General features: G+C 56.6%; 22 protein-coding genes. 16 read left to right on the plus strand and 6 right to left on the minus strand.

Going from position 1 to position 25,560, the window contains the following annotated elements:
- Positions 1 to 302 precede the first annotated feature (302 nt).
- Positions 303 to 6,725 carry an anti-phage protein ProA gene (gene proA, locus JLC71_RS03750; protein WP_200917338.1) on the plus strand — a complete coding sequence of 2,141 codons (6,423 nt, stop codon included), beginning with the start codon at positions 303 to 305 and terminating at the stop codon, positions 6,723 to 6,725.
- Here proA and JLC71_RS03755 read toward each other — a convergent pair whose 3' ends face one another.
- Positions 6,726 to 7,889, minus strand: coding sequence for an AAA family ATPase (locus JLC71_RS03755; RefSeq protein ID WP_200917339.1), 1,164 nt, complete (start codon positions 7,887 to 7,889; stop codon positions 6,726 to 6,728).
- The gene (gene nadB / locus JLC71_RS03760) at positions 7,889 to 9,475 is read right to left on the minus strand and encodes an L-aspartate oxidase (RefSeq protein ID WP_200917340.1); all 1,587 of its coding nucleotides are present in this window, start codon (positions 9,473 to 9,475) and stop codon (positions 7,889 to 7,891) included. Before nadB ends, JLC71_RS03755 begins: the two co-directional genes overlap by 1 nt.
- A 204-nt stretch (positions 9,476 to 9,679) precedes the next feature.
- On the opposite strand from nadB, the gene rpoE reads away from it, so the two are divergent.
- The 15 genes from rpoE (at position 9,680) to JLC71_RS03835 (ending at position 22,939) form a co-directional block, all read left to right on the plus strand.
- The gene (gene rpoE, locus JLC71_RS03765) at positions 9,680 to 10,291 is read left to right on the plus strand and encodes an RNA polymerase sigma factor RpoE (RefSeq protein ID WP_200917341.1); all 612 of its coding nucleotides are present in this window, start codon (positions 9,680 to 9,682) and stop codon (positions 10,289 to 10,291) included.
- A 33-nt stretch (positions 10,292 to 10,324) separates the two neighbouring features.
- The gene (locus JLC71_RS03770) at positions 10,325 to 10,843 is read left to right on the plus strand and encodes a sigma-E factor negative regulatory protein (RefSeq protein ID WP_200917342.1); all 519 of its coding nucleotides are present in this window, start codon (positions 10,325 to 10,327) and stop codon (positions 10,841 to 10,843) included.
- Positions 10,840 to 11,826 carry a MucB/RseB C-terminal domain-containing protein gene (locus JLC71_RS03775; RefSeq protein WP_200917343.1) on the plus strand — a complete coding sequence of 329 codons (987 nt, stop codon included), beginning with the start codon at positions 10,840 to 10,842 and terminating at the stop codon, positions 11,824 to 11,826. Before JLC71_RS03770 ends, JLC71_RS03775 begins: the two co-directional genes overlap by 4 nt.
- Positions 11,827 to 11,862: 36 nt before the next feature.
- Entirely contained in the window at positions 11,863 to 12,324 is a 462-nt protein-coding gene (locus JLC71_RS03780; protein WP_374757616.1) for a SoxR reducing system RseC family protein, read from the plus strand.
- A gap of 61 nt (positions 12,325 to 12,385) precedes the next feature.
- On the plus strand, positions 12,386 to 13,816 hold the full coding sequence (locus tag JLC71_RS03785; protein WP_200917345.1) for a DegQ family serine endoprotease: 1,431 nt from the start codon (positions 12,386 to 12,388) through the stop codon (positions 13,814 to 13,816).
- Positions 13,813 to 14,061 (plus strand): glutaredoxin family protein, encoded by a 249-nt coding sequence (locus JLC71_RS03790; RefSeq protein ID WP_308431169.1) that lies wholly within the window; start codon positions 13,813 to 13,815, stop codon positions 14,059 to 14,061. Before JLC71_RS03785 ends, JLC71_RS03790 begins: the two co-directional genes overlap by 4 nt.
- Before the next feature lie 64 nt (positions 14,062 to 14,125).
- A complete protein-coding gene (gene lepA, locus JLC71_RS03795) occupies positions 14,126 to 15,919 on the plus strand; it encodes a translation elongation factor 4 (protein WP_200917346.1) in 1,794 nt (597 codons plus the stop codon).
- 28 nt (positions 15,920 to 15,947) lie between these two features.
- A complete protein-coding gene (gene lepB, locus JLC71_RS03800; RefSeq protein ID WP_200917347.1) occupies positions 15,948 to 16,901 on the plus strand; it encodes a signal peptidase I in 954 nt (317 codons plus the stop codon).
- Between the two features lie 42 nt (positions 16,902 to 16,943).
- On the plus strand, positions 16,944 to 17,306 hold the full coding sequence (locus tag JLC71_RS03805; protein WP_200917348.1) for a DUF4845 domain-containing protein: 363 nt from the start codon (positions 16,944 to 16,946) through the stop codon (positions 17,304 to 17,306).
- Between the two features lie 8 nt (positions 17,307 to 17,314).
- Positions 17,315 to 18,016 (plus strand): ribonuclease III, encoded by a 702-nt coding sequence (rnc, locus tag JLC71_RS03810; protein ID WP_200917349.1) that lies wholly within the window; start codon positions 17,315 to 17,317, stop codon positions 18,014 to 18,016.
- A 35-nt stretch (positions 18,017 to 18,051) separates the two neighbouring features.
- The gene (gene era, locus JLC71_RS03815; protein ID WP_200917350.1) at positions 18,052 to 18,987 is read left to right on the plus strand and encodes a GTPase Era; all 936 of its coding nucleotides are present in this window, start codon (positions 18,052 to 18,054) and stop codon (positions 18,985 to 18,987) included.
- Between the two features lie 9 nt (positions 18,988 to 18,996).
- Positions 18,997 to 19,758 carry a DNA repair protein RecO gene (gene recO, locus JLC71_RS03820; RefSeq protein WP_200917351.1) on the plus strand — a complete coding sequence of 254 codons (762 nt, stop codon included), beginning with the start codon at positions 18,997 to 18,999 and terminating at the stop codon, positions 19,756 to 19,758.
- A gap of 77 nt (positions 19,759 to 19,835) precedes the next feature.
- The gene (gene pdxJ, locus JLC71_RS03825) at positions 19,836 to 20,582 is read left to right on the plus strand and encodes a pyridoxine 5'-phosphate synthase (protein WP_200917352.1); all 747 of its coding nucleotides are present in this window, start codon (positions 19,836 to 19,838) and stop codon (positions 20,580 to 20,582) included.
- Between the two features lie 247 nt (positions 20,583 to 20,829).
- Positions 20,830 to 21,198, plus strand: coding sequence for a SpoIIAA family protein (locus JLC71_RS03830; protein ID WP_200917353.1), 369 nt, complete (start codon positions 20,830 to 20,832; stop codon positions 21,196 to 21,198).
- 31 nt (positions 21,199 to 21,229) lie between these two features.
- Positions 21,230 to 22,939, plus strand: a complete 1,710-nt coding sequence (locus JLC71_RS03835) for a cyclic-di-GMP receptor FimW-related protein (RefSeq protein ID WP_200917354.1) — start codon at positions 21,230 to 21,232, stop codon at positions 22,937 to 22,939.
- A gap of 66 nt (positions 22,940 to 23,005) precedes the next feature.
- Here the strand turns inward: JLC71_RS03835 and JLC71_RS03840 are convergent, their stop codons facing one another.
- Genes JLC71_RS03840 through yjgA form a run of 4 tightly spaced genes read right to left on the minus strand, consistent with a single transcriptional unit; the run spans position 23,006 to position 25,520 of the window.
- Positions 23,006 to 23,677 carry an alpha/beta hydrolase gene (locus JLC71_RS03840; RefSeq protein WP_200917355.1) on the minus strand — a complete coding sequence of 224 codons (672 nt, stop codon included), beginning with the start codon at positions 23,675 to 23,677 and terminating at the stop codon, positions 23,006 to 23,008.
- Positions 23,678 to 23,680: 3 nt separating this feature from the next.
- Entirely contained in the window at positions 23,681 to 24,268 is a 588-nt protein-coding gene (gene mog, locus JLC71_RS03845) for a molybdopterin adenylyltransferase (RefSeq protein WP_200917356.1), read from the minus strand.
- Positions 24,265 to 24,939: an HAD-IA family hydrolase gene (locus JLC71_RS03850; RefSeq protein WP_200917357.1), complete on the minus strand. Its 675-nt coding sequence runs from the start codon at positions 24,937 to 24,939 to the stop codon at positions 24,265 to 24,267. Before JLC71_RS03850 ends, mog begins: the two co-directional genes overlap by 4 nt.
- A complete protein-coding gene (gene yjgA, locus JLC71_RS03855; protein ID WP_236250969.1) occupies positions 24,939 to 25,520 on the minus strand; it encodes a ribosome biogenesis factor YjgA in 582 nt (193 codons plus the stop codon). Before yjgA ends, JLC71_RS03850 begins: the two co-directional genes overlap by 1 nt.
- Positions 25,521 to 25,560 lie beyond the last annotated feature (40 nt).

The raw sequence follows: 25,560 nt of genomic DNA on the forward strand, positions 1-25,560 counted from the left end.
CAGCGAAAGTGGGGCTGAATACCCACGCCGACCTCGGAGCTTGCTTTCAGCTACGAGTAACCGCGGGAATGATTTTCTCGAACGACCGCTGCTCGGGCAAAGCCGGTATTGCGTGCATCTTAATTATTTATGACTTTGCCCTGATGTTTGCGTGCATTTTTCATGCCTTCCGCAATCCCACTTTGCTAAAAAGCAAATCTTCATTGCACCGTTCCATCGACCCCACGTCTATGTGGCATACTGGGTTAAACCTTTCGTCAGAATTTCATCATTGTGCACATTAAAAAGCAAAGAGCGATCAAATGACCATCAAAATTGACGTGATAGTAACCGAAAAGCTCGGTTTTGCCTCTCAGCAAAATGCAGTGCCAGTGCTGCGCGAATTAGAGATCACCAATAATAGTGAATCTGATTATGACGATCTCATGTTGGTTTTGAGCGCATCACCAGCGTTTCTTGAAGGCAAAACGTGGAAAATTGATCGCTTACCCAAAGGCGATAGCCTGCATATCACTGACCGCGATTTAAAACTCAACGCCGCTTACTTGGCAGATCTATCCGAGAGTTTGAGAGGTGAGCTCAAGCTACTTTTGTGTTGTGCTGATCAAACTTTGGCGGAAGATACGTTTGAAATTGAAATTCTTGCCAACAATGAGTGGGGTGGTGCTGGGGTGATGCCAGAACTGCTCGCTGCGTTTGCGATGCCTAATGATCCTGCGGTGGATCGTTTACTTAAAGCTGCATCTGATGTCTTGCGTAGAGCGGGGAAAAAAGACTCGATTGACGGTTATTCAGGCCAGTCTAGAACCCGAACTTGGGAGTTAACATCGGCGCTTTGGTCGTCTGTTTGCGGCTTGAAACTCAGTTATGCTTTGCCACCATCCAGTTTTGAAATGCAAGGGCAGAAGGTCAGAACACCGAGTAAAGTCCTCGATGGTGGTGTTGCGACTTGTTTAGATACTGCCTTGCTTTTTGCTGCGTTAGCCGAGCAAGCTGGCCTTAACCCTTTGCTGCTTCTCACCAAAGGCCATGCCTTTGTCGGTGTGTGGCTTCAGCCACAAGAATTTTCACAATTAATTACAGATGAAGCTTCTGCCGTTCGAAAACGGATTGAGTTGAATGAGCTTCTTGTTTTTGAGACCACATTAGCAACTCAAGCTATTCCACCTAGTTTTAGTCAGGCTGTTGAAGCCGCAAAACGACAAGTCAATGATGATGATTTCATTATGGCGATTGATTTACGGCGTGCGCGTATGCAGCGCATTAGGCCTTTGGCTTTATTCGGCCAACGTTTTCAATTTGATCAATCTGTTGCGGAAAATCCAGTATCGATTGATGCGTTGGAAGAGGCTCCATTACTGCCTAGCTTTGATGTTGAAATTCAAATTGAGCCCGATAGTCCCGCCAGCAAACTCAATCTTTGGCGGCGCAAATTACTTGATCTAACAACACGCAATCGCTTGCTGCACCTGCCCGATGGCGCGAAGTGCGTGCGACTGATCTGCCCTGACCTCGCAAAGCTCGAAGATATTTTGGCTGATGGAAAGCGAATTCGCGTAGTCGCCATGCCTGATCTAGAGGCAGGTGGTCGCGATACCGCGCTATACGAGCAGCAAAACCGCGAAAATCTTCGTGATGAATACGCTCGCTCTGCACTCAATAGGAACGAAGTTCTCGGTACGCTTGAAAAAACTAAGCTGGATACGGCATTGGTGGATTTGTATCGCACTGCGCGTAGTGATCTGGATGAAGGCGGTGCAAATACTCTCTTTTTAGCTATCGGCTTATTGAAATGGAAAAAGTCTGTCGATGATCAAAAATCCTACTCGGCACCACTAATTTTACTGCCAATAAAATTAGAAAGAAAAAGCGCATTATCCGGCGTCACGATGAGCATGCTCGATGAAGAACCGCGCTTTAATCTGACTTTGCTTGAATTATTGCGGCATGACTTTGAGTTAAATATTCCTGGTCTTGATGGCGAGCTTCCGACCGATGAAAGCGGCATTGATGTTGAAGGGGTTTGGAATGCCGTACGCCGTGCTGTTCGGGATATTCCTGGTTTCGAGGTGACGCACGAGTTAGTGCTGGGCACATTCTCGTTTGCCAAATATCTGATGTGGAAGGATCTAAGTGATCGCTCTGAGCAATTGTTGAAGAGCCCATTGGTGAAGCATTTGTTAGAGCGCCAAGCGGAGGGGAGCGATGCGATCTCGTACAAAGATTTTCCGCGAGCTGAGGGGCTGGATCAAAGAATTACGCCAGCCCAATTGTTTACGCCGCTTCCTGCAGATTCTTCACAACTGGCGGCTGTGGTGGCCTCTACCGCAGGGCACAGCTTTGTATTAGACGGGCCGCCCGGAACCGGTAAGTCGCAAACGATTGCCAATATGATTGCGCATAATCTAGCGCTGGGTCGTCGCGTTTTGTTTGTTGCTGAAAAAATGGCAGCGCTTGATGTGGTCTATCGACGCTTGGAAGAAAAAGGACTTGGCGAGTTTTGCCTTGAATTGCATTCGAGTAAGACTTCAAAAGTAAGCGTATTGAAACAGTTAGAGCGAGCGTGGGATACGCGTGAACTATTGTCAGCAGAGGAATGGTCTACCGAGGCTGCTCAGGTTCAGCGATTGCGCGATAAATTAAATGGCGTCGTTAGTTTGCTGCATAAGCGCTGGCCGAACGGGCTTTCTGTTCATCAGGCGATGGGGCGTGTCATTCACCACGGTTGCCCTGCAATACCACGCCTTAACTGGCCTGATGGCACAACGCACGATTTGCCTGCGATGACACAGCTGCGTGATGTGGCTCGCCGCTTGGATCTAAACAGTGCAGCAGGGCAAGCACTCTCTACTAGCTTCAAATTATTATCGCAAATTGATTGGTCAAATGGTTGGCAAGAGGCGCTGGTTGCAGCTTCGCATGAGTTATCTACTGCGATTAATGAACTGAACGATACTCAAGAAAACTTTATTCAGGGGAGCCAACTTCCGCTAAAAGCTAGCGAATACAACGAGATTGCTCGAGTTGTTAGGTTTTCCGAGGTGCTAGAGAAAACACATGGTGTTGATTTGGTATTTTCATTTTCGGCTAACGCAGCAGCAAAAGTAGCTGCTGCTCGCCAAGCCATTGCACTAATTAATGAATATCGCAAACTTGATCCGGAATTATCATTTCCGCCTGCCACAAATGTTAAGTCATCAGTGGTAGCAGCTCGTCAGGCTATTGTGCTCATTAATGATTATCGTGAACTTGATTCGGAGTTTTTATTTCCATCTACGGCAAATATTAAATCTTCAGTGGCGGTGGCTCGGAAGGTTATTGCACTCATTATTGAGTATCGCAAACTTGCCCCAGATTTGTTATCTTCATCCACGGAAAATATCAAATCAACCGTGAAGGCTGTACGTCAAGCTATTGTGCACATTAATGAATATCGAAAACTTGAGTCTGAATTGTCATTGGCCTATTCGGCAGAAGCATGCAGAAGAATTAATTTGGAGAAAATTGAGCGAGATTGGGCGCAGGCAGAAGGTAAATTCTGGTTTCTGGCTGCCTTTGCTAAGAAAAAAATAGGGCGCCAATTATCCATGGAGGGTGGGGCCGTTGGGATGCCTGATGTTGTCGCGGACTTAGCAAAATTGCGGAAATTGAAGTTATTGCTAGGCGAGCTGGATGCCTTACATCTTGAGTTGGATGGTATTCCTGGCTGGGCAATTTTGGGGAGTAATCTTTCCAAAATGGGGGGCGTCCTGCAATTGCTGGCTGAGCTGGACACCTTATCTATCGACTTGCAAGGGGTTCCTGGTTGGGCATTTTTGGGGAGTAATCTTTCCAAAATGGAGGCAGCTCTACGGCTGCTGAGTGAGTTAGATGCCTTATCAGTTGGTTTGCAGGGGGTCCCTGGTTGGGCATTTTTGGGGAGCAATCTTTCCAAAATGGATGCCGCTCTACGACTACTGGGCGAGCTGGATGCCTTGTCTATTGAATTGCAGGGTATTCCTGGTTGGGCATCTTTAAGTAGCAATATCTCTCAGATGGATGCAGCGCTGCTATTGAGTGACAACTTGCGCTCGGCAATTAGCGCTATGGCGCAATCACCTGAACATTCTGTTGAACTTCGTAGTGCAACGTCCAGATTGGTGGTGGATGCCAATGAGCTTTTGGGGGGCGATGGCGCAATTATTTCTGCGATCAATAGGTTTAAATCGGCCTTTGCACGTTTAACAAATGCTCTTGAACGCTTCAAATTACTAAGCACCGATGACGCCGAAATTAATGCCGATCTAGCTAGCCTTTGCGATACGGCGGATGACATTTGCAGATTGGAAGCACAGCTTAAATCTTGGTGTGATTGGTGCCGTGTTCGGTATGAAGCGCAAGAGCTGGGTTTAAAACCATTGGCTGATGCCGTGGCAGAAAATGCGCTGCCTGTTGGTGGCGCGCTAGAGATATTTGAAACCGCTTATGCGCGTTGGTTTGCAACCCAAGTGATTGACGCTGAGCCATTGCTGCGTAATTTTGTTTCTGCTGAGCACATGAGTGATATTGACGCGTATCGTCAGAAAGAAGATCATTTGTCTAAGCTGTCGGTTCGTTATGTGCGCGCCAAACTTTGCGGTCTGATTCCATCGAAAAATGATACGGGCAAGCAGGGCGGATTTGCCATTCTCAAGCATGAGTTGCAAAAGTCGCGCCGTCACAAACCTGTACGCCAATTGGCCGTTGAAATGGGCGACGCCATGCAAAAGCTGGCTCCTTGTATGCTGATGAGTCCATTGTCGATTGCGCAATATTTGCCCGCTGATTTAGCGCTTTTTGATCTGGTTATTTTCGATGAGGCCTCACAAATTGCACCGTGGGATGCGATTGGCTCTATCGCTCGAGGCAAGCAAGTCGTGATTGCGGGTGATCCACGGCAAATGCCGCCAACCAGCTTCTTCAATCGCGGCGCTTCTGCATCGGAAGATGACACCGAAGACGATATGGAAAGCATCTTGGATGAATGCTTGGGCGCTGGTATTCCTAGCCATAGTTTGAGCTGGCATTACCGCAGTCGGCATGAGAGCTTGATTGCATTCTCAAATCATCGCTATTACGAAAGTAATTTGATCACATTCCCTGCGCCAGAAACTCGCGCCAGCGCCGTCGAGTGGCGTTATGTAGATGGTGTCTATTCACGCGGCAAAGGGCGTAATAATCAGGCCGAAGCGGAAGCGATGGTTGCTGAAACCGTACGCCGCCTCACCGATCCGCAATTTGTAGCGCAGGGGCTAAGCATCGGCATCATTACGCTCAATAGTGATCAGCAGACTTTAGTCACCAATTTGCTCGATCTAGCCCGCCAGAAACATCCTGAAATTGAGCCGTTTTTCCAAGAAGATTTGGCTGAGCCTGTTGTTGTAAAAAATCTGGAAACCGTGCAAGGCGATGAGCGTGATCTGATTATGTTCGGCATTGGCTATGGCCCGGCTGAGCCGGGTTTAAAAACGATGTCGATGAATTTTGGCCCCTTGAATAAGGAGGGTGGCTGGCGGCGTTTGAATGTAGCGGTGACTCGTGCACGACGTGAAATGCTCGTTTTTACGTCCTTTGATTCAGCGATGGTTGATTTAAACCGAACCAGTGCGCGTGCGGTGCGCGATTTAAAACACTTTATTGAATTTGCGAGCCGTGGTCCGAGGGCATTGGCTGAAGCCGTACAAGGCTCGGTGGGCGGCTATGAGTCGCCATTCGAAGAGGCGGTTGCGGAAGGCTTGCGTCGTAAAGGTTGGGAGGTCATACCGCAAATTGGTGTGTCACGCTTCCGGATTGACTTGGGCATTGTGAATCCGGATCGCCCTGGTGATTATTTGCTAGGGGTTGAATGTGATGGGGCGACTTATCACAGTGCAGCTACGGCGCGGGATCGAGATAAAGTACGTAGCGCGATTCTGCAAGGATTAGGCTGGAAACTATTGCGGGTGTGGTCGACCGACTGGTGGATTGATAAAGAGGGCGCGTTAGAGCGGCTGCATGCTGCGATTAATACCCATCTCGAAGTTTCGCGTGCTACTCCGCGTCCAACTTTTACAGTGATTGTGCCCGAAATCATTACACCTCAGCTTGAAAAATCAAGCGTTGAAGAGAAAATGCTAGTCGATAAGCCGCCTGTTTCAGCGCTGAGTGACACCGTGACTTCTGAGCAGAAGGCTGAACCATATTTCGCCCGCTCGATTGATAATTACGCTGTGGTCTCTGCGAAGAAGTACCGCGTAACTGATTTTTCTGATTTGATCCATCAAATCAATCCAGAGAAGTTTTATTCCGATGAATATGATGCAATTTTGGCTTCATTAATAGATCGAGTATTAGCGCATGAAGCCCCTATTCTAGATTCTTTGCTGATGCAACGAATTGCGAGGGTGCATGGTTTTCAGCGATCTGGACGCTTGATCCGTGAGCGAATCATTAAGCTAGTTGAGCGAAAATATCATATGCAATTAGATTCAGCTGATGCCGTGTTTGTTTGGACAGATGAACAACACCGACAAAGTTGGGCTAGCTACCGAACTCCTGCAACGGAAGATGATGTCCGGTCGATTGAAGAGATCGTGACGGAAGAGCTAAAAGCTGCTGCGAGTGTAGTTTCTACCGAAGATAAAGCGCTTGAGATTGCTCGATTGTTTGGTGTGCGAAGACTGACGAGTTCGGCGCGCAACAAAATTGAAGACGCAATTATGGCTTAGCTACCGAGCCGCCCACTGCCAAGCTGGCCTTTCCAAATCCCCCAGCCCCGCAATCCGCGTCTCGCCAAAATCCTTTTCCAGCATCAGCGAATTGCAATCACCACTGCGTTCCAGCGCAGCAATCAGCCGTGCAGCGTGCGAGACAACGATGACCTGAGTGTCTTGCGCGGCGCGCTGGATCAGTCTGGCCAGCGCCGGCAGCAGGTCCGGGTGCAGGCTGGTTTCGGGTTCGTTCAACACCAGCAGCGCCGGTGGGCGCGGGGTGAGCAGGGCGGCAACCAGCAACAGATAGCGCAGCGTGCCGTCGGATAGTTCGGTGGCGGCGAGCGCTCGCAACAGGCCGTGCTGGCGCATGCCGACGCTGAAGCGCCCTGCATTGGGGGTGATGACAATCTGCGAACCGGGGAAGGCATCGTCGATGGCGGCGTCGAGCGCGTCGCTGTCGCCGATTTCGCGGATGGTTTGCAGCGCGGCGGCCAGATCGCTGCCGTCGTTGCCGAGCACCGGCGTGCGGGTGGCGATTTGCGGCTGGCGCGCCGTTGCGTCGGCATCGCTGCGGAAGTGATCGTAAAAGCGCCACGAGCGCATTTCCTCTCGCAGCCGCAATACCTCCGGCGCCAGCAGTGGGTCGGCGCATTGCAGCATCATGCTGTCGAAACCGGCGATGGTTTTGCTGAGAATGCGCCAGTCGCGGCTATCGCGCACTTTCACCAGCGGGCCTTGGCGATCTGCCAAGAGCGCGGCGGGGCGCAGGATCGGCCCGGCCCACAGGCATTCGCGCTTGATTTCCGGGTCCTGGCTGAATAAAGAACCCGGCACCGGTTCGGGCATGCCGATATCGATGGCGTAGCCGAAATCGTCGCCGGTAAAGCCAAGCCGCAGGTGCACCACGTCTTTGCGCACCGTGCCCTGTATGGGCGCATCGCCACGGCGCATGGCGCGGGAAATTGTTTCCGGCCCGGCCCACAGCGTCGATTGCAGCCCGCCTTCGCGCGCCAGTGTGCTGATCGCCCGGCCTTGCGCGGTTTCGGCCAGCAGTCGCAAGGCGCGGTAAACGCTGGATTTGCCGCTGCCATTTGCGCCGGTAATCACGTTCAACCGCGAGAGCGGCATCACCAGTTGCCGCAGCGATCGGTAATTGGCAACCGCCAGCGTGTTCAGCATCAGGGTGCCAGAATCGTCGGTTTCGATTCGGGCAGAATGCCCGGGTAATCGCGGCTGTAATGCAGGCCACGGCTTTCCTTGCGCGCCAGCGCCGAGCGCACGATCAATTCGGCGGTGGTGACCAGATTGCGCAACTCGATCAAATCGTTGGAAACGCGGAAGTTGCTGTAGTAGTCGTCTATTTCATGCTGCAGCAATTCGATCCGGTGCTGCGCGCGCTCCAGCCGTTTATTGGTGCGCACAATGCCGACGTAGTCCCACATGAAACGACGCAATTCGTCCCAGTTGTGGGCGATCACGACTTCTTCATCCGGATCGGTGACCCGGCTTTCGTCCCATTCGGGCACATCGGGCAAGGCGTGTTTCGGGGCTGCCAGAATGTCTTCGGCGGCGGCCTTGCCGATCACCATGCATTCGAGCAGCGAATTGCTCGCCAGCCGGTTGGCGCCGTGCAGGCCGGTGTAGCTGACTTCGCCGACGCCATACAGCCCGGCCACATCGGTGCGGCCGGCGCGGTCGACCATCAGCCCGCCGCAGGTGTAATGCGCCGCCGGCACCACCGGGATCGGCTGCTTGGTGATGTCGATGCCCAGCTCAAGACAGCGCTGATAGATATTCGGGAAGTGTTCCTTGACGAATTTGGACGGCTTGTAGCTGATATCCAGATACACGCAGTCAAAGCCGCCTTTTTTCATCTCGAAGTCGATGGCGCGGGCGACCACGTCACGCGGCGCAAGCTCGGCGCGTTCGTCGTGGTTCGGCATGAAACGGGTGCCGTCGGGCAGGCGCAGAATGCCGCCTTCGCCGCGTACCGCTTCGGTAATCAGGAACGACTTGGCGTGCGGGTGATACAGGCAGGTCGGATGGAACTGGATGAATTCCATGTTCGCCACCTTGCAGCCGGCGCGCCAGCCCATGGCGATGCCGTCACCGGTCGCCACGTCCGGATTGGTCGTATACAGATAGACCTTGCCGGCGCCGCCGGTGGCCAGCACCGTGTGCTGTGCCAGCACGGTATCGACCCGATCGCCGTCGATGTCATAGATATACGCGCCGTGGCAGCGGTTGCTGTCGCCGCTCTCGCCCAGCTTGGCATCGGTAATCAGATCAAGCGCGATATGCCCTTCGAGCACGGAGATGTTCGGATGTGCGGCGACCTTGGTGGCTAAGGTGTCGATCACCGCGGCGCCGGTGGCGTCGGCGGCGTGAATGATGCGCCGGTGGCTGTGGCCGCCTTCGCGGGTCAGGTGATAACCGTGGTAATTGGTCTCGCCGGATTCATCCCGGGTGAAGGGCACGCCCATGGCGATCAGCCAGTCGATCGCTTCTTTGGAGTGCTCGACAATGAAACGGGTCGATTCCGGCTCGCACAGGCCGGCGCCGGCGACGAGGGTATCCTTGATATGCAGCTCGATGCTGTCCTGATCGTCGAGCACCGCGGCAATACCGCCCTGCGCCCAGCCGCTGCCGCCATCGCGCAGCAATCGCTTGGTCACGAGGCCGACCTTGAGCTTGTCCGCAAGGTGCAGGGCGATGGTCATGCCGCCCAGGCCGCTACCGATTATCAGTACGTCGAATTGCTGCATCGTCAGTTACGCCGTAAAGTCAGAATTAACGGCAAATATTACATCAGAGCTCTTCGCCGCTGCAGCTTGCACGCTGGGGGTGCTGCGGGCACAATCCGGCCGCGCCGGTGTCTTGTGGCTTGAAATAGATGACATATGCCTCCATATAGCGAGCTCAGCTGCGCTAAATAGCGCGCAGGTCGAACACGGAGCACGGAGTACGCATTGGAACAAAGGACCGAACGGGAACTCGACTCGGAACTGGTCGCCCGGGCACAAGCCGGCGACAAGCGGGCGTTCGAGCTGCTGGTCATCAAATACCAGCGCCGGATCGCCCGTCTCCTGTCGCGCCTGATCCGCGATCCGCACGAAATCGAGGATGTGACGCAAGAAGCCTTCATCAAGGCGTATCGCGCCCTACCGTCCTTCCGGGGCGAATCGGCGTTTTACACTTGGCTTTACCGGATTGCGATCAATACTGCGAAGAACTACCTCGCCTCGATGGGCCGGCGCCCGCAACTGGCGATGGACTACGAAGACGAGGACGGCGAGACGCTGGATGCAGCGGCACAAATACCGGACTTTCATACGCCAGAGTCTGAACTATCGAATCGTCAGATTGTCAGTACCGTGAACGAGGCGGTCGATGCGCTCCCTGAGGAGTTGCGGACCGCGATCACGCTGCGCGAGATGGAAGGTCTGTCGTATGAAGAAATCTCCAGCGTGATGAATTGTCCGATTGGCACGGTTCGCTCACGGATTTTCAGGGCGCGTGAAGCGATCGCGACAAAACTGCGGCCACTTCTGGCAACGATCGGCAAAGATCGTCGCTGGTAGGCCCGGAAATAACGCGCAAGAGGTATAACCGACATGAAAGAGCATTTGTCCGCGCTGATCGACAGCGAGCTGGATACTGCGGCGAGCACAACGGTGCTCGCCCAGCTGGGGAACGACAGCGAGCTAAACCAGAGCCTGAACGACTGGCAGTTGATCAGCGACGCCATGCACGATCATCCGATTCTGTCTCCCGATTTCATGGCGCGCTTTTCGGCCCGCCTTGCTGCCGAGCCGATTGTGCTTGCCCCGGGTGCGCTGAACAAACGCAAGCGCTCCTTCCTCAAGCGCGCGCTGGTGCCGCTCTCGGCCGCCGCGTCGATTGCCTTCGTGGGTGTCGCCAGCTGGCAGGCTTATAGCGGCATGCGTGCAACGCTGCCCGCCCCGGGCGCACCGATGGCGATCGAACAGATGGCCAGCAACGACACGGTCAATCCAGATGCCGCGCGCATTCAGGATTACCTGGTCGCCCATCGTGAAGACGCCGGCAGCCCGTTTGCCGGACAAGACATGGTCTCTATCTCCTATCAAGCTCCGCAACGACAACATCAATGATGACACTGAAGGGTTGGCTCTTTGCCGGTAGTCTGCTGTTCGTTGGATCCTCGCTAAGTGCGCTCGCAGCGCCACCGGGCGAGCTGCTCGATCAATCGCAGGCCAGCCAACTCGTCAACCGCGTCGCCGATGCGCCCAAGACCCTGACATTTCAGGGTATCTATATCCAGCAGCGGCATAGCTTCATGCAGAGTTATCGCGTCTTCCATCAGGGTGGTGGGGGCGCGGATATCGAGCGGCGCGAGTCGCTTGACGGCCCGCAGCTGGAATACCTGCGTCACGGTGACCAGATTAGCGTGTTTACCCCGGGATCCCGGCCGGTGACGGTGGATCGGCGGCATACCTCCAAGATGTTTCCAAGGCAGTTCCCGGATCCGGCCGAGGAATTGCTCGTCAATTATCAAATCCGCAAGATCGGCCGCGAACGCGTTGCCGGGCTTGAGGCTGATATCTACGATTTCGAGCCGCGTGACCGTTATCGCTATCCGCACCGTTACTGGATCGACGCCGCCAGTGGCCTGATGCTCAAGACGGTGATGTATGGCGCGCGCCGCGAAGTGACCGAAGTCTTCAGTTTCTCGCAGATCAATATCGGAGGCGCGCTCGACAAGCGCCTGCTCAAGCCGGTGAATCCGGTGCGACCGGTGGTGCTGGAGCAAATGCCGCAACCGCTGGTGGCCGATCCGCACTGGGAAGTCCATGATCTGCCGCCGGGTTTCAAGCTGTTTCGCCAGCTCAAGCGCAATCTGCCGGGCAAGCACAAACCCGTTCTGCATTATCTGTATGCCGATGGTCTGGTGACCGTATCGGTATTTGTCGAGCCGATCGACCCACGCATGCCGCAGGGCCTGACGCATCAGAACGGCATCAGTCTGTTTTCGCGCCAGGTGGGGCAGTACATGATCACCGCGCTGGGTGAAGTGCCTGCCGAGACCGTACAAGCCTTTAGTCAGGGCTTCAGCCTTCGCCCTGACGTCAAGTGATGTGCCATTGCGCAGCGCTGCCGAGCATCGGTTCCGATGATCTCCACTGAAGCCCAAATCGTTCGCTGTAACGGTGCGGATGCGTGGGTGATGATTCGGCCGCACACGCCTTGCGGCAATTGCGATCCGCAAACCGGCTGCCGCTCGGTGGCGATCAGCCGGATGTTCGGTCAGGCGCAGCAGCACTACCGTGTTAATAATCCCCTTGGCGCCAAGGAAGGGGAGTATGTCAAAGTCGCCGTTGCAGAGCGCACGCTGTTGCAATCGGCGCTGTGGGCTTACGGCCTTCCCTTGCTGGTCATGCTGCTTGGTGCGGTGCTTGGTCGCCTGATCGACCCGGTGTCGCCGCTGGGCGAAGTGCTCGGCGCTGCGCTGGGCTTTGGCGCTGCATTTGCATGGTTGCGGATCGCGCGCGATCCTCTGGCCGGACAGGGGCCGACCATCGTCTCCCGTCACGGCAGTGCGCCGCCGCCGCGTCAATGCGGCTCGGCCGATTGATCGCGCTGATCGTGCCTCAACGCTGTGTCTGTTTCATTCTCATAAAAATGGGTGATTGACCATGAAAGTGACTCGCTGGCTTGCAGCCGGACTATTCACCTTGGGTTTTGGCGCTGCTCAGGCAGCACCGGTATCCGCACTGCCGGATTTCACGCAACTCGTCGAAAAAGAAGGCAAGGCGGTCGTGAATATCTCCACGACAGGCAAGGTGCGCGAATCGGCCCAGCAGCAACAATGGGGCGCGGACGATGATGTGCTGGATCTGTTCCGGCGCTTTGGTTTTCCGGTGCCGCCGGGCGCCACGCCACCGCAGCAGGGTGCACCGCGAGAGCGTCAGGTGCGCTCGCTGGGTTCGGGTTTCATCATCGACGGCAGCGGCTACGTGCTGACCAATGCCCACGTCGTCGCTGATGCCGATGAAATCAAAGTCAAACTGACCGATAAACGCGAATTCAAGGCCAAGGTGATCGGCTCGGATGCACGGACCGACGTTGCGCTACTCAAGGTAGAGGCGACCGGCTTGCCGAAGGTGGATCTTGGTAATAGCGACAAGCTCAAGGTTGGCGAATGGGTGGTGGCCATCGGTGCACCGTTCGGGCTGGAAAACAGCGTTACCGCCGGCATCGTCTCCGCCAAGGGGCGCAATCTGCCGGATGAAACCTTCGTGCCGTTCATCCAGACCGACGTTGCGATCAATCCGGGTAACTCGGGTGGGCCGCTCTTCAATATGGCCGGCGAGGTCGTTGGCATCAATTCGCAGATTTACAGCCGCTCGGGTGGCTATATGGGCCTGTCGTTCTCGATTCCGATCGATGTGGCGATGAAGGTGGCCGACGAGCTGAAGGCCACCGGCAAGGTCACGCGTGGCCGGATCGGCGTGGCGGTGCAGGATCTGAACGAGGACCTGGCGAAAACGTTCGGTCTGGCCAATACCAATGGCGCGCTGGTGTCGTCGGTCGACAAGGACGGCCCGGCCGCCAAGGCTGGCCTCAAGCCGGGCGATGTGGTGCTCAAGTACAACGGTCAGCCGATCAACAATACCGGCGATTTGCCGCGCTTTGTCACCGATACCAAACCGGGTACGACGGTGAAGGTCGGCATCTGGCGTGATCGCGCTGCGCGTGAGCTGGCGGTAACGATCGGCCTGCTCGATGGCGTCGAAGGTCCGAACAAGGTGCGCGAATACAAGGGCGGTGCTGCGCAACAAGAAGAGAGCCAGCGTTTCGGTCTGGTGCTGCGTGAACTCACGCCGCAACAGCTGAAGGCGCTTGGCAGCAAATTCGGCCTCGTGATCCAGTCGGCTACCGATGCTGCGGCCAAGGCCGGGCTGATGCGCGGCGACGTGGTGATCGGTGTCGGCGGTACCGACATCAGCAGCATGCAACAGTTTCGCCAGCTGTTGAGCGCGGTGAAGGCGAACGAAGCGGTGGCGCTGCGTATCGTGCGTGACGGTGCATCGATCTTCATCTCGATGACGGCGCCGGCGAAGTGACCCCGACGTTGATGCTCTACGGCCGCGAATACTGCGGCCTGTGCCTGACGATGCGGGAGCAGTTGCTTCCCTTGGCCAGCGATCACGGCTTCGTGCTTCAGTGGGTCGATATCGACGACGATGACGCGCTGGAGGCGCTGTATGGCGAACTCGTGCCGGTGTTGGCGACCATAAATGGTGAAGAAATATGCCATTACCATCTCGATGCGCAAGCGCTGGATGATTGGCTGGCGAAAATCCGGTAAAATCCGGTGATTGGCTGATACAGGGCACGCACGGCGTGCCCTTTTTTCGTAAAAAACAGGTTCCATGGATCACATCCGTAATTTCTCTATCATTGCCCACATCGACCACGGTAAATCGACCCTGGCCGACCGGTTCATCCAGTTTTGCGGCGGCCTCGAGATGCGCGAGATGAGCGAGCAGGTGCTCGACTCGATGGACATCGAAAAAGAGCGCGGCATCACCATCAAGGCGCAAACCGCTGCCCTGCAGTACAAGGCGCTCGACGGGAAGGTCTACAACCTGAACCTGATCGACACGCCGGGGCATGTCGACTTCAGCTACGAAGTCAGCCGTTCGCTGTCGGCTTGCGAAGGCGCGCTGCTGGTCGTCGATGCCTCGCAAGGTGTCGAGGCGCAGACGGTCGCCAACTGCTATACCGCGATCGAACTCGGCGTTGAAGTGCGCCCGGTGCTGAACAAGATCGACCTGCCCGCCGCCGAACCCGAGCGTGTGGCGCAGGAAATCGAAGACATCATCGGCATCGAGGCGACTGACGCCGTGCGTGCCTCGGCCAAGTCCGGCATCGGCATCCAGGAAATTCTGGAAGAGGTGATCAGCAAGATCCCCGCGCCCAAGGGTAATCCGGAAGGCCCGCTCAAGGCGCTGATCATCGACTCGTGGTTCGACAACTACGTCGGTGTGGTGATGCTGGTGCGCGTGGTCGACGGCGAGATCCGCCCGAAAGACAAGATCCTGTTCATGTCGACCAAGGCACAGCATCTGTGCGAGCAGGTCGGTGTGTTTACGCCGAAATCGCTGCAGCGCGACGTGCTGCGTGCCGGCGAGGTCGGCTTCATCATCGCCGGCATCAAGGAACTGGCGTCGGCCAAGGTCGGTGACACGATCACCATCGCCAAGACTCCAGCCACCGAGCCGCTGCCGGGCTTCAAGGAGGTGAAGTCGCAGGTGTTCGCGGGTCTGTATCCGATCGAATCGCACGATTACGAGTCACTGCGCGATTCGCTGACCAAACTCAAGCTGAACGATGCAGCGCTGGCTTTCGAACCCGAGGTGTCGCAAGCACTGGGCTTTGGCTTCCGTTGCGGCTTCCTCGGACTTTTGCACCTTGAAATCGTGCAGGAGCGGCTTGAGCGCGAGTTCGATATGGATCTCATTACCACGGCGCCGACCGTGGTGTATGAGCTGGTGCTCAAAGATGGCAGCATCACGCATATCGAAAACCCATCCAAGCTGCCCGAGCAAGCCAAGTACGAGGAAATTCGCGAGCCGATCATTACCGCGACCATCCTCGTGCCACAGGATTACGTCGGCGCGGTGATGGTGTTGTGCAACCAGAAGCGTGGCGTGCAACGCAATATGCAATACATGGGCCGGCAAGTGATGCTGACCTACGATATGCCGATGGCCGAAGTGGTGATGGATTTCTTTGACAAGCTCAAATCGGTATCGCGCGGCTATGCCTCGCTCGATTACGAGTTCAAGGAATTCCTAGCCGCCGATCTCGTCAAGCTGGATGTGCTCGTCAATGGTGAAAAGGTCGATGCCTTGAGCCTGATCGTTCACCGCAGCACCAGCGTTTATCGTGGCCGCGAACTCGTCAGCAAGATGCGTGAACTGATTCCACGGCAGATGTACGACGTGGCGGTGCAGGCTGCGATCGGTGGCACCATCATTGCGCGCGAAAACGTCAAAGCCATGCGCAAGGACGTGCTGGCCAAATGCTACGGTGGCGATATTACCCGGAAAAAGAAACTGCTCGAGAAGCAGAAAGCGGGTAAAAAGCGCATGAAGCAGGTTGGCAATGTGGAAATCCCGCAGGAGGCATTCCTTGCCATTCTGCAGGTTAGCGACAAATAAATAGCCATTAATAGGCAAGGGAAGCTGCATGAACTGGTATGTGATCGGTGTCATTCTCCTCATCCTTGGGCCGGTGCTGATTGGCCTCGGCGCCAAGCACGAGCGCAAGAACAACGAACCGCCACAACTGGTTCAATACGGCTTCCTTGCCGCGATCATTGGCGCCTTCGTGCTGCTGGTGCAAATGTTCTCGATTGCTGCCGCGCTGCTGATTTTCGTGCTGGTAACCGGCATTGTCTGGGGGCTGGACAAGCTGCTATGGGGCAAGAAGCGTGGCGATGCACGGCCGTCTGACTGGGTTGAATATGCGCGTGGCTTCTTTCCCGTCATTCTGGCGGTCTTTCTGTTGCGTTCCTTCCTTGTGGAGCCGTACCAGATTCCTTCGAGCTCGATGCGCCCCGGGCTGATCGTCGGCGACTTCATTCTGGTCAACAAGTTCGCCTATGGCATTCGCGTGCCGCTTCTGAATAATGTGCTGATTCCGGTGGGCGAGCCTCAACCCGGTGACGTGATGGTGTTCAACTATCCGGAGAAGCCATCGATCGACTACATCAAGCGCGTCATTGGTACGCCGGGCGATACGATCGAATACCGCGATAAAAAGCTCACGGTCAATGGCAAGCCGGTGCCGACACAATCGGCCGGTCAGTTGCAGTATGCCGAGGGTGTGTATCTGATTGATAATCAACAATTCACCGAAAAACTCGGCGAGCACATCTATAACACCTTGCAAATGGATGTGCCGGAAGTGAACCTGGCCGAGGTGCGTGATTTTCCGTTCCGCGAAAACTGCCGTTATGATGACGACGGTTTCAGCTGCAAGGTGCCAGACGGTTATTTCTTCATGATGGGTGATAACCGCGACCACAGTGCCGATAGCCGTTACTGGGGCTTCGTGCCGGACAAGTATATTGTCGGCAAGGCTTTCCTAGTTTGGTTCAACTTCAAGAATTTGAGCAGAATCGGTACCTGGATCAGCTGATCCGGCAAGCCGGATGAAAAATAAAATGGAGATATACCACTGATGCGTGCGCAACGCGGGCTGTCGTTTTTTGGCTTTATTATTGTTGCCGGCTTTGTTGCGGCCGCTGCGATTGTCTTCTTCAAGGTGGTGCCGACCTACGTCGAGTACTACAACATCAAGAAGGCCGTGGCCACTGTTGCCAAGGAGCAGGGCACCCAACCTGCTGCAACGATTCGCGAATCGTTCGACAAGCACGCCAATATCAGTGATATCAAGGCTGTTTCCGGCAAGGACCTGCAGATCATCCAGGCCGGGGGCAAGACATCGGTTACTGTTGGCTATGAAAAAGTAGTTCCGGTGGTTGCCAATGTCAGCCTATTGTTCGATTTCAACGTGGAGGCTGCCGGTTCCGGCGCCGAGTAACTCGCCTAATGTCCGTCGTACTGCCTGCCGAGCGCCTGATGAAGGTGCTCGGTTATTCATTTCAAGAGGTGCCGCGTCTCAAACAGGCGTTGACGCACCGTAGTTATTCATCGACGCATAACGAACGACTGGAGTTCGTTGGCGACAGCATTCTCAATGCCGTCATCGCCCATGCGCTGTATCAGGCGTTTCCACAGCTGACCGAGGGTGAGCTTTCTCGCCTGCGCGCCAGCCTGGTGCGTCAGGAAGCGTTGGCCGACGTGGCCGGGGAGATGCAGCTGGGCGACTATTTGTCGCTTGGCGAGGGCGAGCTGAAAAGCGGCGGCCATCGCCGGCCATCGATTCTGGCCGACGCGCTGGAGGCGATCTTTGGCGCGATCTGGTTCGATGGCGGTTTTGCCGAAGCGCAGCGAGTGATTATTGCGTTGTTTGCATCGCGGATTGCCAAAATCGATCCGGCGCAGGCGCTCAAAGATCCGAAGACCGCGCTGCAGGAATGGCTGCAGGCGCGCCGCCAGCCGCTGCCCGAATATGTTCTGGCACGACAGGAAGGCGAGTCGCCCAACCAGCTGTTTGAAGTGGTTTGCCTGGCGCGAAGCCTGCAGGTCGAAACACGTGCCGAGGGGCCTAGCCGTCGCAACGCAGAACAACAGGCCGCATCTGCGGCGTTGGCGCTGCTCCGGGAACGTCACCCGGGCAAGCGCCTCTAACCTGGCAGGGCCGCGCGCCCTGCACGGAGAATTCCATGACTGAAGAACTGATGCTGCCCGAAGAGTCGGCAGCTGAATCCTATCGCTGCGGTTTTGTCGCGATCGTCGGAAGGCCGAATGTCGGCAAATCGACGCTGATGAACCATTTGATCGGTATGAAGGTGAGCATTACCTCGCGCAAGGCGCAGACCACGCGTCACCGGATTACCGGCGTGCTGACCACGGATGCGGCGCAGTTTGTGTTCGTCGATACACCCGGTTTCCAGACCCGTTATAAAAACGCGCTGAATCAGGCTATGAACCGCAGCGTAACGACGACGCTGGCCGATATCGATGTCACGCTGTTCGTGGTTGAAGCCGGACGCTTCACACCGCAAGATGAGGACGTGCTCAAGCTGCTGCCCAAGGATCGCAATGTGATTCTGGTGGTGAACAAGGTCGACGAGGTCGAAGATAAATCGACCTTGTTGCCGTTTATTGAATCGGTGGCGCAGAAGTACAACTTCACCGCCATCGTGCCCATTTCGGCGCAGAAGAAGCAGAAACTGGATGTGTTGCAGAAGGCGATCGAGCCGCTGCTACCGCATTCGGCACCGATGTATGACGAAGACCAGATCACCGATCGCAGCGAACGCTTCCTCGCCGCCGAGATCATTCGCGAGAAAATTTTCCGCATGATGGGTGACGAACTGCCATACGCCGTTACCGTTGAAATCGAGAAGTTCGACGAAGAAGAAATGCGCGACGGCCGTATGCTCAAACGTATCTATGCTGCTGTACTGGTTGATCGTGACAGCCAGAAGGCGATGCTGATCGGCAAGAACGGCGAAAAGCTCAAGCGCATCGGTACCGAAGCGCGCCAGGACATGGAAAAGCTGTTCGACGGCAAGGTTTATCTGGAGGTCTGGGTCAAGGTCAAGAGCGGCTGGGCCGACGATACGCGTTTGTTGCGTCAGTACGGTTTCGAATAAGCGGCTCGTATGGCCGAGAAAACGCCACGCAGACCGCGGCGCAAGTCCGCAGGCGAGGTGCCGCGTGTCGATGCGCAGCCGGCCTTTATCCTGCATCAGTACGCGTATCGCGAAACCAGCCGCCTGCTCGATGTTTACAGTCGTGATCACGGCCGGGTGATGATCGTTGCGCGTGGCGTGCAGCGGCCTGGCTCACAGCTTCGCGGCAGTCTGCTGGCGTTTCAGCCTCTGTTGCTGGCATGGTTTGGCGCCGGTGAAGTCAAGACGCTGCATGCGGCGGAGTGGCAGGGCGGGCTGCCGCAGTTGCGCGGGTTGCCGCTGCTCTGCGGTTTTTATCTGAACGAATTGCTGATGAAGCTTTTGCCGCGTGAGGACGCCTATCCCGCGCTGTTTGGCGTTTATTTCGATGCGATTCGTCATCTGGGGAAGGTAGGCAGCGAGCGTGCCGCGGTTGAACCGGTGTTGCGTGGATTCGAGCTGACGCTATTGCGAGCGCTGGGCTACGCACCGGTGCTGAACCGGCTGGCCGATGGCTCTCCCTTGTTGCCTGGTGGGCGTTATGGTTTCGATGCCGGTTTCGGCGTGGTGCCGGCGTCAAACGGCCAAGCGCAATTTGACGGGGCCGTACTGCTGGCGATCCATGCCGGCGACTTCGGCAACGAACGCGTTCTGGCACAAGCCAAGCAGCTGATGCGGCTGGCGTTTTCCCCCCTGCTTGTCGATACACCCTTGCATACCCGCCAATTGCTGATCGATCTGCAAACGCTCTAGCGTAGGCAAGGCCAGAGCCGCTACACTTTGCGCTTTTTTAGTGCTGGCGAGGCGCGCCGGCGTTGACGGGAACGAATATGGCAGTCGATATCCAGCTGGGCGTGAACATTGATCACGTTGCGACGTTGCGCAACGCGCGTGGCACGGTGTACCCGAGTCCGGTACTGGCCGCGCAACTGGCCGAGCAGGCCGGGGCCGATCTGATTACCTTGCATATGCGCGAAGATCGTCGGCATATCCGCGATGAGGATGTGCAGCTGATCCGGCGTGTGGTGCAGACCAAAATGAATCTCGAAATGGCGCTGACGACGGAAATGCTCGATCACGCGCTGGCGATCGCACCGCATGATATCTGCCTTGTGCCCGAGCGGCGCGAAGAGGTCACGACTGAAGGTGGTCTTGATGTGCTGCGTTTTGCCAAAATGACGGGCGACTACACCGAGACGCTATCCAAGGCCGGCATGCGCGTGTCCATTTTCATTGATCCGGATCTGGCGCAGATCAAGCTCGCTCACGAGCTGGGTGCGCCGGTCATCGAAATTCACACCGGTCGCTATGCCGATGCGGTGACCGCTGCAGAGCGGGAGGCGGAGCTGGCGAGAGTCCGCGACGCCGCCGAGTACGGCGCGTCGCTGGGGCTGATCGTGAACGCCGGACATGGCTTGCACTACCATAATGTCCAGGCCGTCGCGGCGATCCCGCAGATTCGCGAACTCAATATCGGCCACGCCATCATTGGCCATGCGCTTTTCGTTGGCTTGAAGGACGCAGTGCGAGAAATGAAAGAGCTGATGGTTGCGGCGCGCATCAACGCTGCACGCTAAGGCCGCCGGGTAGGGCTGGATCGTATAATTGAATCAATGTTTGCGCTAAGTCGGGATGGGCGGCAATTCACGCTTGCGGCGTGAACCGCTTCTGCCGGAACCTGTCAGCCAGTTATGGCAAGGGGCGATTGCGTTCGTTGCCGTGTCGGATCAGCGCAACCGTTGATACTCATTTGCGGCACCCGGCAACGGGTGGCTGGGGTGAATGCGCTATGCTTGTAAGAGAACACCGGCTTGAGGAGCAAACATGATCACCATTTCGCACGAAGCCCACTACGTCTACGTCGCGGTGTTGAATGAGTTTACCGTTCATGATTTTCGCGAGTTCGAAGATAGCGTGCTGTATGAACTGCGGTTTCATGGTTCCGCCAATCTGCTGTTCGATCTCTCGGGCATGATGGGTTACACCATCGATATGGCGCTTGAGGAGTTTCGCTTCGCTCGCAAGCACCGTCGCGATTTTGGCCGCGTCGCCGTTGTCTCCAACGATCAGTGGGTGACCTGGTCGGCTTGGATCAACAACATTCTTTCCGAAGCCGAAGTCGAGGTATTTGACGAGGTGGACGCGGCGAGGACTTGGCTTGAGCTGGCGTCGTTCAGCACCGAAACCGAATAACCCGCTTTGGCTCTCGTTTCCAGACCTGCGTATGCGTGAACTCCTGAACCGGCTCTTCAAGCGAGAGACGCGGCCACTCGCCAATGTCAAACTCGCGACCGCCTGGTGCCGACAGCTTGAGCTTGACGCGCCCGCAACGCAGCGCGCCAAGGTGCTGGCGGCCGCGCAAGCATTTCTTGATGGCACTCAGGCACCTACGGCGGACGCACTGGACGCGGTCTTGCTGGTCGATGCCGCAGTGCAGTCGAGCTATGAAGCCTTGTGCTGCCAGTACATCGCCAATCCGCGCATGTCGAAGGAGCTGGAGCGCCAGCTCTGGAAAGAGGTGATCGATTACGCCCAGGCGATGGTTGACCTCTACCAGCGCTTCGTCAAATTCGACCCGACCGTGCAGGATCGGGATCGTTTTGAAGCGCAGATGCCCGCAGTGTTGGCGCGTAGCCTGCATTACCTCGGTATCCAGGCCAAGTGGCATCATTTTCGTTTTGAAAAATTGCCGTCCAGACTCTGGACGCAGGCAAACCAGTTATATCGGCTGTCTGAAATTGGTGGCTTCGATAGCAACCCGTTTCCGCTTTATCCCAAGCATTCCGAGGAAATTACCTCCTGTGCCGATGAGTATCTGCAACTTTTGATGCTGGCTACGCTGTCAAGCAACAACCTGACGGTTCGACAAATCGATTGGGCGGATCACTGGTTGAATCACTGGAGCAAACTGATCCAGTTTTCGCGCAAGTTTTATGCGGATCGCCACCACCTTTGCGTCAATCTGCAAGCCGATGACGGCCCACAACGGGTACAGGAAGATCAGGCGGAAGAACCCTTCCGTTATTGGGGGCTGTTTGACCTGATTCATGAACTACAGGAAACCCAGCGCAAGATCGAGTCGGGCGCGACGCCGAGGTCGTTGGGGCTTGGTGAGGATTGTCGTCAGCCCGGCGCTCTGGAGCTGCTCAAGCATCTGGAATCCTTCTGGACCATGATGATGCGCAATACCCAGGTGGCGCGCAGTGTTCGCCAGAACGTCAGTAAAAGCGCCGAGGTAGTGCAGGGGCTGAGCCGGATTTGTGCGATGGTGCGCGGCGATAATGACAAGTTCAGCCGTCAGCCGGTCGAGGCCAGAACCGAGGTTGATTACGACGAAATCAACGACATGCGCCTCTATGGTTTTGTATCCGAGCGAACCCGCTCCAAGCAGGCGACCGGGCCGGCGACGGTTCATCCCAAGCTCAGGCAAAAGGTGGCCATTGCCAACTGGTCGATCGAAAACGAATCGGACGGTGGCTTTGGCGCGGTGTTGCATGCCGCCGAGAACGAATGGATACGCCCCGGTGCACTGATCGGCATGCGAACGGGGGGCGGCGAGAACTGGCAGGTTTGCGTGATCCGGCGACTGAACCGGCTTCGGGATGAGCAGCTCTCTGCCGGCATCCAGATTTTGTCGGCCACGCCGGTCGCTGTCAGCATCAAGGTTGATGACGACAGTAGCCAGATCAATTTGTCCGATGTCGCTTTTTTCAATACCGAGTTCCCGACGCTGCGGATTGGTCTGTATATCCCGCATCTGCAAGGCAGCAGCAACGTCAATACGCTGATGCTGCATGCATCCGAATATGCCAATGACCGGCTCTATCAGGTGCAGGCGCGGGATCGTGCTTTTACGGTCAGACTAGGTAGCGTGCTTGAGAAGGGCGCCGACTGGGTGTGGGTCAATGTGCAGGTGGTGCGCCAAAACGGGTGAGGCTCATGCAGGCGCATAAGCCCATACGAGAACGGCGCCTTGAAGGCGCCGTTTTTCTTGCGAGCGTCAGCCCAGCGTCTGCCTCAGGAAGTGTCCGATGGCCTGGATTTCCGGCAGGCAAACCGAATGCTGGATCGGCCAGGTTTGCCAGCTCACCGGATGGCCGAGTTTTTCGACGGTCTGGACGGCTGCTTCACCCAGTGTTAGCGGTACCACCGGATCGTGGCTGCCGTGCGCGGCAAAGACCGGCGTATGGCGATTGGCCGCCGTGCTGGCTGCGTCGAGCAGTTGCGGTGCCGGCAGATAGGTTGAAAGTGCGACGATGCCGGCCAGCGCTTCCGGGTGGGTCAGCCCGGCGGTGTAGGCAATGGCACCGCCTTGCGAGAATCCGGCGAGTACGATGCGATCGGTCGGGATGCCGCGTGCATTCTCGCTGGCGATCAGGGCGCGGATGTGTGCAGTCGAGGCATGCACGCCATCGATGTCGGCGTGGCGATCGATGCTGTCGAAGTAAACGATGTCATACCACGCGCGCATCACGTAGCCGTTGTTGCAGCTGACCGGGATGGATGGCGCGTGTGGAAACAGGAAACGCACCGCCAGGCCGGTCGGCAACCCCAGTTCCGGGATGATGGGGGCGAAATCGTTACCATCGGCACCAAGGCCGTGGAGCCAGATCACGCTGGCGCTTGGATTGGGCGCCGTTTCGATTTCAACGCACGGCAACAACTCACTCATGACTTATTCCTTGGGTTTGATCGCCGACTTGGGGCGGAATGCGGCGACGATCTCGGCGCGGGTTTCGATATACGGGCCGTCGAGCAGCTGAATGCAGTAGGGCACCGAGGCGAATACCCCATGCACCACGACCTTGCCATCGGTGTCCTTGACGCCTTCCAGCGTTTCCCTGATCGACTTGGGCTGGCCCGGCAGGTTGAGGATCAGCGCGCTTTTGCGGATCACGCCGACCTGGCGGCTGAGAATCGCCGTCGGCACGTAATGCAGGCTGACCTGGCGCATCTGCTCGCCAAAGCCCGGCATCACCCGGTCGGCAACCGCGAGCGTGGCATCGGGGGTGACGTCGCGCAGCGCCGGGCCGGTGCCGCCGGTGGTCAGCACCAGCTGGCAGCCTTCGGTGTCGACCAGTTCGCGCAGCGTGGCTTCGATCTGCGGCTGCTCGTCCGGAATGAGGCGGGTTTCGAGTGTGTGCGGCGTGATCAGTGTCGCGGCCAGCCAATCGCGCAATGCCGGAATGCCTTTGTCGTCGTAAACGCCACTTGAAGCACGATCCGAAATCGACACCAGACCGATTTTCAGCGCTGCGCTCATACGGCTACCGTTACCGTCACGCTGCCATCCGCTTCGGCGTGAAAGCGCAGATCGTGCCAGTCGCGGATCAGCAGATCGGCTTCACCCAGTTCGTCGGCCGGGTGCGAAGTGGTCAGGGCAATCACGGTCATGCCGGCGGCCTTGGCCGAACGCACGCCATTGGGCGCATCCTCGAATGCCAGACAACGTGCCGGGTCGACATCGAAATGCTGTGCGCCGGCCAGGTATGGATCGGGTGAGGGCTTGCCGTTGACGATGTCTTCGGCGCAGACCATGAAGGCTGGCGGCGTAATGCCGCAGTATTCCAGTTTGGACTGCGCCAATGGCCGCGGTGCCGAGGTGATGATCGCGGCGCGGATGCCATCCAGTTCGGCGATGCGTTCGGCAACGCCGTTGATCGCCACGGTGCCTTCCATATCGCTCAGTTCGCGCTGGAGCAGCTTTTCATACTCGGTCTGCAAGTCGGCGTCGGGCGCGAACCGGCTGATCACATCGATGCCGCGTACGCCGTGCATATTGGCAATCAGATGCTCGGCGTCAATGCCTAGCTCGCCGGCCCAGTTGCGCCAGGTGCGCTCAACGCAGGGCGTCGAGTCGATCAGCGTGCCATCCATGTCGAAAAAGAGGGCATCAAAACGGTTTGGCAGGGGAGCAGGCAGGCGCAACGACATCATTTTTCCTCGCGTGGATCGATCAGGGGCGGTTCCGGGTTGAGGGTCTTCAAAAGCTGAAACAGCTCGCGGAAGGCCTTCGGTGGTTTTTGCTGTTCGCGCTCTTTCAGTGCATTGCGGATCATCTGGCGCAATTGCTGCACATCCAGTTCTGGATGGGCGTCGATCAGCGCCTCGGTTGCTTTGGGATCGGACAGGAGCTTGTCGCGCTGGCGCTCCAGCTGGTGCAGCCAGGCATTGTGGCGATCGGAGTTGCCGGAGAGAGAATCAAGCAGGGCCTGAATCGGTGCCGGATCAACATGGCGCATCAGCTTGCCGATATATTGCTTGTGGCGTGCTACGGCGCCGTTTGCGGTCAGCCGCTTGGCTTCGATCAGGGCGTTAAAAAGGCTTTCCGGCAGGTTGAGTCCGGCCAGATATTTGCGATCGAGTGGAATCAGGGCTTCGCCCAGATCTTGCAGCGCGTTCATATCGCGCTTCATCTGACTTTTGCTGATGAGTTCGACGTCGTCGTCGTGTTCCGGGGTATCTGAGTGTCGAGCCATGGCAGGGTGCGCTGAGCAAAAGCATAATGATACCAAACCCGCCCGTAATACCCGGCGTACACTTGTGCCGCTCGGC

The organism is Jeongeupia sp. HS-3 (assembly GCF_015140455.1).
Taxonomy (GTDB): Bacteria; Pseudomonadota; Gammaproteobacteria; order Burkholderiales; family Chitinibacteraceae; genus Jeongeupia.